Annotated in this window: 6 protein-coding genes; all 6 read left to right on the top strand. The window is 63.2% G+C overall.

The window, feature by feature from the left end; genetic code table 11:
* The first annotated feature begins 149 nt into the window (after nt 1–149).
* Nucleotides 150–2690, top strand: a complete 2541-nt coding sequence (locus AC5ZFO_RS46355) for an arylsulfatase (RefSeq protein ID WP_282522633.1) — start codon at nt 150–152, stop codon at nt 2688–2690.
* Nucleotides 2691–2890: 200 nt separating this feature from the next.
* Entirely contained in the window at nt 2891–3040 is a 150-nt protein-coding gene (locus AC5ZFO_RS46350) for a hypothetical protein (protein ID WP_282522634.1), read from the top strand.
* 123 nt (nt 3041–3163) lie between these two features.
* Entirely contained in the window at nt 3164–3907 is a 744-nt protein-coding gene (locus AC5ZFO_RS46345) for a hypothetical protein (protein ID WP_282522635.1), read from the top strand.
* Nucleotides 3908–4189: 282 nt separating this feature from the next.
* Entirely contained in the window at nt 4190–6625 is a 2436-nt protein-coding gene (gyrB, locus tag AC5ZFO_RS46340; protein WP_496124048.1) for a DNA topoisomerase (ATP-hydrolyzing) subunit B, read from the top strand.
* A gap of 147 nt (nt 6626–6772) precedes the next feature.
* Nucleotides 6773–7240 (top strand): inner membrane protein YidI, encoded by a 468-nt coding sequence (yidI, locus tag AC5ZFO_RS46335; protein WP_282522637.1) that lies wholly within the window; start codon nt 6773–6775, stop codon nt 7238–7240.
* Between the two features lie 271 nt (nt 7241–7511).
* Nucleotides 7512–8807: a UDP-N-acetylglucosamine 1-carboxyvinyltransferase gene (murA, locus tag AC5ZFO_RS46330; protein ID WP_014491005.1), complete on the top strand. Its 1296-nt coding sequence runs from the start codon at nt 7512–7514 to the stop codon at nt 8805–8807.
* The last annotated feature ends 203 nt before the right edge of the window (nt 8808–9010 follow it).

The following is a 9010-nucleotide window of genomic DNA, read 5'->3' as shown; positions in this document are numbered from 1 at the left end:
TCCAACTCCACCGCATCGCCCCAACAACGACCGGCGAGGACGCTCCATTTCGAGGTTTTTCAGCAGACTGCTAGATCAACAGAGCGTTGCGGCGTTGCCTCCCGAATAGGCGTCAACAGGGTTCTGACGTCTCCAAGAGGGAGCTTGCAATGACCCGTGCCCGTCACGTTGACGATAGCTCAAAGCCAGAAAGCCGCTTACTAAACCACCGCAACTTGCTGCTTTGCGGCACCGCACTGACCGTCGGTTTTTTGCTGTGCGCGCTGGAGACGACCAGCCTCGCGCAGCAAACCACCGGCACGCCGGGTTCGCCGAGCGCCACGACAACCATCGATGGCAAGCAGCTTCCGCCTGAACCTCCGAAGTTCGAAGGCGTGATCAAGGAAGATGCCACGGACTCCAAGCCATACTGGCCACCGTCCGTTGTGCCGCCCAAAGGCGCGCCGAACGTGCTGCTGATCATGACCGACGACCAGGGTTATGGCGTGACCGGCACCTTCGGTGGGGTGATCCCGACCCCGAACATGGATCGCATCGCCGAGACGGGTCTGCGCTATACGCAGTTTCACTCGACAGCGTTGTGCTCGCCGACGCGCGCAGCGCTGATCACCGGCCGCAACCACCATTCGGTCGGCTTTGGTGTGATCGGGGAAATGTCCACCGGCTATCCGGGCTACGATTCCGTCATCGGCCCGGAGAGTGCGACGATCGGCACTATCCTCCGGGACAACGGCTTTGCCACCTCATGGTTCGGCAAGAACCATAACACCCCAACCTATCTTTACAGCGCGGCTGGTCCATTCGACCAGTGGCCAGTCGGAATGGGATTTCAATACTTCTACGGGTTCATGGGCGGCGAGACCGACCAGTGGACGCCTTATCTTTATAAAAACACGACCCAGATTTTTCCGTGGATCGGCAAGTCCGGCTACAACCTCACTACCGATATGGCGGACGAAGCCATCAACTACATGAACAGCCTGAACGCGGCCGCACCCGACAAGCCGTTCTTCCTCTACTATGTGCCCGGCGGCACCCATTCGCCGCATCAGCCGAAAAAGGAATGGATCGACAAGTTCAAGGGCAAGTTCGACATGGGCTGGGAGAAGCTGCGCGAGCAGATCTTCGCCAACCAGAAGCGACTCGGGGTCATCCCGGTGAATACCCAACTCACCGCCTGGCCTGATACCTTGCCGAAGTGGGACTCGCTCTCATTGATCCAAAAGAAGCTGTACGCGCGGGAGGCCGAGGTGTTTGCCGCTTACGCAGCCTATACCGACAATGAAATCGGCCGCGTCATCAAAGCGGTCGAAGACATGGGCAAGCTCGACAACACCCTGATCATCTACATCAGCGGCGACAACGGCACCAGCGCCGAAGGCACGCTCGAGGGCACCCCGAACCAGATGACCGCCTACAACGGCGTTCTGAAGCTGCCTGAAGTCGAGCTGATGCTGCATTACGAGGATTGGGGCTCCGACAAAACCTACCCGCATATGTCGGTGGCGTGGTCGTGGGCCTTCGACACCCCGTTCAAATGGACCAAGCAGGTGGCATCGCATTTCGGCGGCACCCGGCAAGGCATGGCCATCTCATGGCCCGGTCACATCAAGGACGTTGGCGGCATCCGCAGCCAATTCCATCACATCATCGACATCGTGCCGACGATTCTTGAAGCCACAGGCATTCAGGCTCCCGACACTGTCAATGGCATCAAGCAAAAGCCCATCGAGGGAGTGAGCATGGCCTATACGTTTGACCAGGCCAACGCCAATGCACCCTCAAAGCGCGACACGCAATATTTCGAGATGTTCGCGAACCGCGGCATCTATCACGATGGTTGGTATGCATGCACAACGCCGCCGGCGCCGCCGTGGCTTCTGGGCACAGCCAAGCTGCCGGAGATCAATGAATACAAGTGGGAGCTTTACAACATCGCCGAGGATTACTCGCAGGCCAATGACCTCGCAGCCAAGAATCCCGACAAGCTCAAGGAGTTGCAAGCGTTGTTCCTGTCGGAGGCGGCAAAATACCAGGTCTTGCCGCTGGACAATTCTGTCCTCCCGCGCATCACCACGCCGCGGCCGAGCGCGACCGCCGGACGAACTGAGTTCACATACAAGGGCGCGAACCCCGGCATCCCTGCCGAAAACGCACCCAGCATCATGAACAAGGACTACAAGATCACCGCCGACATAACCGTCCCGCAGGGCGGCGCCGAAGGGATGATCGCGACTCTCGGCGGCCGATTCAGCGGCTACGGCCTCTATTTGCTGAAAGGCAAACCGGTCTTTGTCTACAACATGCTGGACTTGAAACGATACCGCTGGGAAGCGGGCGTAGGCGCGCGCGACTGGCTGGGCTCCGCGCTCAAGCCGGGCAAGCATACCCTTGTGTTTGATTTCAAATATAACGGGCCCGGCTTCGGCAAGGGCGGCACCGGCGTGCTGTCGGTGGACGGCAAGGAGGTTTCCCGCCAGTCGATGCCGCACTCGATTGCGTTCCTGATGGCCATCGACGAGACCTTCGACGTCGGCGTGGATAGCCGCACGGGCGTGGATGACAGCTACAAGCTGCCGTTCCAGTTCAACGGCAAGATCGACAAGCTGACGTTCAAGCTCGGACCGACGCAGCTCTCCAGCGACGACCAAAAGCTCATGCGGCACGCACTCGAAAGAGCGAGGGACTGAGCGCGACAAGTCGTGGCGATTCATGTCGGCCCCAACGCCACGACTCATCCTTCTTCGCTAAGAAATCGTTCGGCGGGATCCGCTTCGAAAGCCTGCGCGAAATATCATCGCGCATAGAAGGGTGTGCCGGCAGTGGATTCTTCATTTGGCGCGCTGGATGCGTTGCCGGCGCCGGCGGCCCGCAATCGCCGAAAGGCCCGATGCTGGATATACCGCGCGGCAAGTATCGGTACGCGCTGCGCCTGCCCGGGCAGCCCGCTCGCAGCGAGACCCTGACCGTTGCCGCCGGCGACGCCTGGGGCCTCCTGGTGGGGCCGACCGGCGAGGTGCTCCCGCTCCAGATGTATTGATCCCGCCGTCTGTGCCTGTAACGGCCAGGTTGAACCTGTCCGGTTGGTGGGGCGACTAGTCGTCCGGAGGCGGCGGCGACTGTGTCGCACCCGCTGCAACGCGCGACATCCCTGGAGAGTGGCATGACGACGGTGAGGCGCAGAACGAAGGTCCCGGCACGATGGCGGCTGTTCGCGTGCGGCCTCGCTCTTCTCGCGGGCGGCCTGGTCGCCGCAGGCGCCGGCGGATGGCTGCCGCACCCGTCACCGCAAACTTCGGCCGCACTCACACCGGCGGATCCAGACGCCGAGATGCCGGTGCCGAAGCAACACAACTTCTCCAGCTCCAACACCACCCATATGACCGGCATCGAAATCCCGCTGCGGGTCGGGCTCGAAGCCCATGTGCCGGCCCAGCTCAGCGATGTGCTCGCCTTCTACCGCACGGAGCTCGCAAAGCGTGGCTGGGCGGAAAAGCCTGAGGGTACTTTGGTTGCCGCCAATCACGCTCAGCTCGCCTTTGTCTCCCCGAAGGGCCCGGCCACCCTGAAGCTCGGCCGCGCGACGGACGAGACCACAGTCGACCTGGTGCAACGGAATACGGAGGCCGTGGCCAAGGCCAATTTCCTGCCGATGCCCGGACAGGCGCGGCTGATATTCGGCTATCTCGTGCCGGACGTGGCCTCGCTCACGATCAACGATCAGACCATCAAGATCGCGGGTGGCGAAAATCACCCACAAACGCTGGATCTGCCGCCCGGCAAATATTCCTACAAGCTGGTCGTGTCGGGCTATCCGTTGCGCACCGATACCATCACCGTGGCCTCAGGCGAGGCCTGGTCCCTCAGCTTGGGCGACGACGACAAGAAGCCGGATCAGATCTACTGAACCCAGTGACCTGCTCAGAGGCGCCACGGCGCCTGGGAACGCGCTTCTCCGCCCCACAAAATCCACGCCTTCAAGAGCCAAAAACAGGGCCTCGAATCGCCCTTTTCGCAAGCCCCAGAATCGGCCTTCGATAGCCTTGAAAACCGGCAAAAAATCCCTATTTCGTCAAAGGGTTGCCGGAGGATACTTTGCGCTAGGCGCAAGCGGTCTTTCATGGCACAAATAGCCTGCAAATCAGCGCCTTTTGCGCGGCTGATTCGGGCGACATCTCGAAGGCCTCTCATGACAGAACCTGCTCGGCAGACGCCTGCCGAAAACGAGCCCTCAAATCCAAGCGATTACGGGGCGGAATCGATCCGCGTGCTCAAGGGTCTCGATGCCGTCCGCAAGCGTCCGGGCATGTATATCGGCGACACCGATGACGGCTCGGGCCTGCACCACATGGTTTACGAAGTCGTCGACAACGCGATCGACGAGGCGCTGGCGGGTCACGCCACGCGCGTCGACGTCGTGCTCAATGCCGACAATTCCGTCACGGTGCGCGACGACGGCCGCGGCATTCCTGTCGACATCCACAAGGGCGAAGGCATCTCCGCGGCCGAGGTCATCATGACCCAGCTCCATGCCGGCGGAAAGTTCGACCAGAATTCCTACAAGGTCTCCGGCGGCCTGCACGGCGTCGGCGTCTCCGTCGTCAACGCGCTGTCGAGCAAGCTCGGCTTGCGTATCTGGCGCGACGACAAGGAGCACTACATCGAATTCGCCCACGGCGATGCCGTCGCACCGCTGAAAGTGGTCGGCGACGCGCCGGGCCGGCGTGGCACCGAGGTGACGTTCCTCGCCTCGCCCGAGACCTTCAAGAACATCGAATATGATTTCGCGACGCTGGAGCACCGGCTGCGCGAGCTCGCCTTCCTCAATTCCGGCGTCAACATCGCCCTCTCCGACATGCGTCACGCGGTCGAGAAGCGCGAGGAGATGCACTATTCCGGCGGCGTCGAGGAATTCGTCAAATATCTCGACCGCAACAAGAAGGCGATCGTGCCGGCGCCGATCATGGTGCGCGCGGACGCCAACGGCATCGGCGTCGAGGCCGCATTGTGGTGGAACGACAGCTACCACGAGAACGTGCTGTGCTTCACCAACAACATCCCGCAGCGTGACGGCGGTACCCATCTGGCCGGTTTCCGCGGCGCGCTGACGCGCCAGGTCAACGGCTATGCCGAGGCCAATGCGAAGAAGGAAAAGATCGCGCTGACCGGCGACGATTGCCGCGAAGGCCTCACCGCCGTTCTCTCGGTGAAGGTGCCCGATCCGAAATTCTCGTCGCAGACCAAGGACAAGCTGGTGTCCTCGGAAGTGCGTCCCGTGGTCGAGAACGTCCTCAACGAGGCGCTCCAGGCCTGGTTCGAGGAGCACCCTAGCGAAGCCAAGATGATCGTCGGCAAGGTGATCCAGGCCGCCGCCGCGCGTGAAGCCGCGCGAAAGGCGCGCGAGCTGACGCGCAAGAGCCCGCTCTCGGTCTCCTCGCTGCCCGGCAAGCTCGCCGACTGCCAGGAAAAGGATCCGGCGAAATCCGAACTCTTCATCGTCGAGGGCGACTCGGCAGGCGGCAGCGCCAAGCAGGGCCGCAACCGCGAATTCCAGGCGGTGCTGCCGCTGCGCGGCAAGATCCTCAACGTCGAGCGCGTCCGCCCCGACAAGATGCTGGGAAGCGAGCAGATCGGCACGCTGATCACCGCGCTCGGCACCGGCATCAGCGACGAGTTCTCGATCGAAAAGCTGCGCTATCACAAGATCATCGTGATGACGGACGCCGACGTCGACGGCGCCCACATCCGCACGCTGCTGCTGACCTTCTTCTACCGGCAGATGCGCGACATCATCGACGGCGGCTACCTCTATATCGCGCAGCCGCCGCTCTATAAGGTCAGCCGCGGCAAGTCCGAGCAATATCTGAAGGACGAGCGGGCGCTCGAAGATTATCTGATCGACACCGGGCTCGACGACTGCGTCTTCATTCCCGGATCTGGCGGCGATCGGACCGGCCGCGACCTGCGCTCACTGGTCGATGACGCTCGAACCGTCCGCAGCATCCTGCGCAATCTGCACAGCCGCTACAATCGCAGGGTGATCGAGCAGGGCGCCGTCATAGGCTTGTTCGGCAAGGAGATTTATTCCGATCCTACGAATGCCAGCGCTGCAGCAGAATACATGGCCAAGCGGTTAGACAGGCAAGCCGAAGAGGTCGAACGCGGCTGGGTCGGCCAATTCGTCGAAGGACAAGGTTTCTTGTTCGAGCGCACGGTGCGCGGCGTCAAGGAGGCTGCTGTCATCGACGATGCATTCCTGGGCTCGGCCGAGGCGCGCAAGCTTCACGAGTACCGAACCAAGCTGCAAGATGTCTACGAGCGCCCCGGCAAGCTGCGGCGCAAGGACACCGAGCATGCCGTCCACGGCCCGGTCGACCTGTTTGAAGCGGTCACCGACGCCGGCCGCAAGGGCATCACGCTCCAGCGCTACAAAGGCCTGGGCGAGATGAACCCGGAGCAGCTCTGGGAGACGACGCTCGACACCGACGTGCGCTCGCTCTTGCAAGTGAAGGTCAAGGAAGTCGACGAGGCCGACGATATCTTCACCAAGTTGATGGGCGACGTGGTCGAGCCGCGCCGCGACTTCATCCAGGAACACTCGCTGAGCGCAACGATCGATATCTGAGGGCTCGCTGCTTCCACAACGTCATGCCCGGGCTTGTCCCGGGCATGACGGCTAGACCAATCCCTGCATCGCTGAACCTCACCACCCGCCATCGCGACGAAGTGGCATGAACCCGCAAGGCCAATTCCGGCCGGGATGCGTCACGCCATGACCAGCTCTGCAACTACCGGTTCCGCCCTCCCCTCCCGCCGTCTCGGCATCATCGGCAGCATTGTCGGCGTGCTGGCGCTGATGGCGGCCGTGTTGCCGCACTGGGTCGTGCCGATGGTGTTCCCGCCGCCCCCGGCGGACCAGGTCATCGTCGACACCGGCCATCGCATCAAGGACCGCGTGATCGCGCGCATGAAGGGCGTGGAGTATCAGGCGCCGAAGGTCGAGAAATCGGCTGGACGCAGCTGGAGTGAAACCGCTTCAGCCGCCGCGATCTCGCTCGGCCTGCTGGCCATCCTGCTCTCGGTCCTCGCGCTGATCTTTCGGGAGGAGAGGCTTCTTGCGGGCGTGGCCGCCATCCTCGGCACCGGCGCCATCGCGATCGAGATTTCCTTCGTCATGATCGGCGCACTGATCCTGATCGCGATCCTCTATGTGGTCGCGAATATCATCGGGCTGTTCTGATGGGCGGCCGCCGCGCTAAAAGCTCCGGACCTCATCCTGAGGAGCCCGCGATAGCGGGCGTCTCGAAGGATGGCTGCGGGCGAGAGCCGGGCCTCCATGGTTCGCCCGCCGATGCGAGCATCGTCCGGAGACGCGCGTTCCGCGCTCCTCACCATGAGGAGTTAGCAGCCTCCTCGGGGCCACCAACTGTGGCCGCCGCAATTGCTCCCGCGCTCAATTCTCTGTAGTTTCCGCCCGAAACAGCCCCACCCAACAGGACAGCGAGAACCCCGTGGCGCCCATCCAGTACATCGTCGAGGGCGGTCACCGGCTCTCGGGCTCGATCGAGCCGTCCGGCAACAAGAATTCGGCGCTGCCGATCATCGCGGCCGCCCTGCTCACCGAGCATCCGGTGACGCTGGAGAACGTGCCGCGGATCCGCGACACCGAGACGCTGGTCGAGCTGATCCGCTCGGTCGGCGCGGCGGCGGAATGGACCGCCCGCAACACGCTGCACATCCACGCCAAGAGCATCCGCGCCGCGGACCTCGACCCCGAGCTCTGCGTCCGCATCCGCGCCTCGATCCTGCTCGCGGGCCCGCTGCTCGCCCGCTGCGGCGAAGTGATGCTGCCGCCGCCCGGCGGCGACGTCATCGGCCGCCGCCGCCTGGACACCCATGTGCTCGCGCTCGAACAACTGGGCGCCAAGGTCACCGCCACCGACCGGCTCGAATTCCGCGCGGCAAAGCTCGCCGGTGCTGACGTGTTCCTGGACGAGCCGAGCGTCACCGCAACCGAGAACGCGCTGGTCGCGGCGGTCGCTGCCGACGGCGTCACCCATTTGCGCAACGCGGCCTCCGAGCCGCATGTGCAGGACCTCGCCAATTTCCTGGTCGCGCTCGGCGCGCGAATCGAGGGCATCGGCACCAACACCATGATCGTGCATGGGCCGGCGACGCTGGGCGCCACGACCTACCGGATCCAGCCCGACCATATCGAGGTCGGCTCGCTGATCGGGCTTGCGGCCGTCACGCGCTCCCCGCTTCGCATCGTCCGCGCCGGCGTCGAGCATCTGCGTTCGATCCGCATGGGGTTCGAGCGGCTCGGCATCGTCTGCCGCATCGAGGGTGACGATCTCATCGTGCCCTCGAACCAGACGCTGAAGATCCAGGACGATTTCGGCGGCCACGTGCCGAAGCTGGAAGACCAGCCCTGGCCGGCCTTCCCGGCCGATCTGATGTCGATCGCGATCGTCACCGCCACGCAATGCGACGGCGTGATCCTGATGTTCGAGAAGATGTTCGAATCGCGGATGTTCTTCGTCGACAAGCTGATCGCCATGGGCGCGCGCATTGTTCTCTGTGATCCTCACCGCGCCATCATCGCCGGCCCCAGCCGCCTGCGTGGCGCATCGATGATCTCGCCCGACATCCGCGCCGGCATGGCGATGCTGCTCGCCGCGGTCTGCGCCGAGGGCACCTCCACGATCAACAACGCCGACCAGATCGAGCGCGGCTACGAGCGCATCGACGAACGCCTGAACGCGCTCGGCGCGAAGATCAGGCGCGTGCCTGAAAGGAAGGGCTGAGGGCTCCTCTTCCCTTCTCCCCTTGTGGGAGAAGGTGGCGCGAAGCGCCGGATGAGGGGTATGTCTCCGCGAATCCAAATCAGATTTGAATTCGCGGAGAGAACCCCTCACCCGTCTCGCCGCTGTCGCGGCGAGCCACCCTCTCCCACAAGGGGCCTGTTGCGTTATCGGCTCTTGAGGCTGAAGACGTCAGGAGAGAAGGC

Source organism: Bradyrhizobium sp. Unk1 (assembly GCF_059512345.1).
The sequence above is the reverse complement of the archived record's forward strand: the minus strand, read 5'-3'. Positions and strand labels throughout refer to the sequence as shown.